General features: G+C 62.0%; 4 protein-coding genes. All 4 read right to left on the bottom strand.

The features are described from left to right. On the bottom strand, positions 1-212 hold a 212-nt coding region (locus ACWDKQ_RS35740), incomplete at its 3' end, for a hypothetical protein (protein ID WP_450143167.1). 457 nt (positions 213-669) lie between these two features. After that, positions 670-1,125 (bottom strand): ribulose-phosphate 3-epimerase, encoded by a 456-nt coding sequence (locus ACWDKQ_RS35735; protein WP_450143165.1) that lies wholly within the window; start codon positions 1,123-1,125, stop codon positions 670-672. Then, entirely contained in the window at positions 1,125-1,214 is a 90-nt protein-coding gene (locus tag ACWDKQ_RS35730) for a hypothetical protein (RefSeq protein WP_450143166.1), read from the bottom strand. The genes ACWDKQ_RS35735 and ACWDKQ_RS35730 overlap by 1 nt, the downstream gene beginning before the upstream one ends. A 336-nt stretch (positions 1,215-1,550) precedes the next feature. Continuing rightward, positions 1,551-2,177 (bottom strand): 3-hexulose-6-phosphate synthase, encoded by a 627-nt coding sequence (hxlA, locus tag ACWDKQ_RS35725; RefSeq protein ID WP_450143164.1) that lies wholly within the window; start codon positions 2,175-2,177, stop codon positions 1,551-1,553. Between the last annotated feature and the right edge of the window lie 397 nt (positions 2,178-2,574).

Genomic DNA, 2,574 nt, shown 5'->3' with positions numbered 1-2,574 from the left:
GCGTCGGCGGCGAGCACGCGGGCGGTGTCCACCGCGCGCTGGTCCAGTTCGGTCCAGCCTTCGGGCAGGTTCTTGGTGGTCAAGCGGGCAAGGTCATCGGGCTCTTCGCTCGCGCGATAGCCGACGGTGGATAGGTTCGCGATCATAGACGCGCACTCCTGATGCTCTCGGTCGACGATAAATACGCCAGGGCCACCACGATCTTCGGACAACTCAGGCCACCCCGGGCCCGAGGAATCCCCTTTGCGATCCAAGAAAATGACCGCCGATTGCGATCGCGTCGCCACTCTCGGTCATTTTCCTGACGGGGCCATTCCGGTCGCCCTGTCCGGCCCCCTATAGGTAGGCCACATCCGTGAGTGCTCGGGATGGTCGTCATCGATCACACGATGTGCCAAAGCGATCGCAGCTTTCCGATCGACTTCGTCGAGGGCGGGGTGTCCCCTGGCGATGGCCCCTAAAAAGTTCGCCAGCTCACCTGCCGCAGTCTGAGACAGACTGGCATCACCGCCACGGTGCACGTAACGCAACCGCACTATTTCCGCGGCGGACAACAGCAAGGAACACTCGGCTCCGCGCAAAGCTATTCCGGTATCGGGCAGAACACCGGACTCTCGGCTCTCCATGTCACTTCACCTTTCCATAACGACAACAGCGCAGACGGCCCGATCACGGTGCGGACACCGGGCGCGTCAGGGCGCGGTGAAGCTCGGCCACTGCAGGCCGCTTCCCGCCTGGGTGGCCGAGCACAGCCGAACCGGCGACGAGGAGCTCGGCTCCTGCGTACCAGGCCGCCCGTGCGGTGTCCGTCGAGATTCCTCCGTCCACTTCGATCCGCACCGGCCTCCCGGAGCGGTCCACCAATGGACGTACCTCTGAGATCTTTTCCTCCATCGTGGCGATGTATCTTTGCCCGCCGAATCCAGGGTTGACAGTCATGACCACGATGTGATCAAGCTTATCGAGCAAATGGCGAAGGAAGTCGACCGGAGTGGACTGATTAACGGCGACGCCCGCTTCCACCCCGAGGTCACGGATCGTGGAAAGGGTTCGAAGCAGATGCGGACAGGTCTCGGCGTGCACGATAATGGTCTCGCCGCTGGCCGAAGCAAAACGAGCGAGCATCAGACCGGATCCTGGACCATGAGATGGGCTTCGAATGGCAGATGACTGTGCTGACGGAACACAGCCACAACATCCGGCTCGAACGTCATGTTCGGGACGAAGCGTCCGTCCATGATGTCCTACTGGATGCGGTCAACCCCGCGTCGGTGAAGCTGGCCACCTCATCGCCGAGACGCGCGTAATCGGCGCCGAGGACAGAGGCAACCAGCTCCGGCTCTTTCAATGACCAACTCGGTGCGGCGCCGTGGTTCTCCGCGCGATGCACTACCCGGCTCACAACCATCAAGCGCTACTCCTGCTCACTTGTCCGAATTTCTTGAAGGCCACTCCCACAGGCGGAGTACGGATAAGTGTTGGGGGCGGCAGAAAACGATGCAGCCCCCAACACCATGTACCGAACTCGCTTGGCTCCGAGCCCGGCTCTATCAGCTGGTGCGACCCTTGAGGGCCTTCGCGGCCGCAGCCGGGTCCTTGGCGTTGTAGATCGCCCCACCGGCTACCGCTACCCTCGCGCCGGCGGCCCGCACCGAGTCGATGGTTTCGACGGTGATACCACCAGCAATCGAGAATGGGACCCCGGCCTTCTGGCCGTCATCGAGCAGCGACTGAATCGAGTAGCCGGGCCGGGCCTGCTCGTCGAGCCCAGCGTGAATCTCGACGAACGACACCCCCAACTTCGAGACCTCACGGATCCGGGACACACGGTCGTTCACCACGGTGATCATGTCAGCGACGACGTCCTTGCCGTACTTGCGGCCGGCAGCCACGGCCCCCCGCACCGTGTCATCGTCGGCCGCACCCATCACGGTGACCAGGTCCGCCCCCGCCTCGAAGGCGAGACCCGCCTCCAGCTCACCGGCGTCGGCGGTCTTTAAGTCCGCGAATACGAGCTTGTCCGGGTGCGCGGCCTTGATCGCCGTGATCGCGCCGATACCTGCGGACTTGATCAGCGGTGTGCCCAACTCAAGGATGTCCACGTGCTCAGCAACCTGATTCGCCAGGGTCAGCGCCTCATCAAGCTTGAGGACGTCCATTGCTACCTGCAGCTGCACGGCATTCTCCTCATCAATGAAGATGTTGTTCCTTGATGGTCAACTAATTCCGGTTTTTGGGTCGGAGAACCTGCCGAAGGGTTCGGCATGCTCTGTCTGTCGGCGTAACGCTCCAAATGTGACACGCCGTCGCGTATCGAGAGCGGTGAGTGGTCATCACGCGGATCGTCGTAGACTATCGCGGTTGGCAGGACCTCGTGTTCAGAAGGGGCACGTGGCCGGGAATGTGGAACCGGCTACTGAGCCTAGAATGATTGACCGCCTACGGGATGGCGAGCAAGGCTTTCGATATTTAGATCTGAAATGACGTCATTCGTGTCATGAATAACGGTGTCGGCGCCCGGCTTAGACCGGTCCTGCATCAAGCGTCCCTGATCAGTCGCACCGGCCGACGCTC

The organism is Saccharopolyspora sp. NPDC000995, from assembly GCF_053599315.1.
The sequence above is the reverse complement of the archived record's forward strand: the minus strand, read 5'-3'. Positions and strand labels throughout refer to the sequence as shown.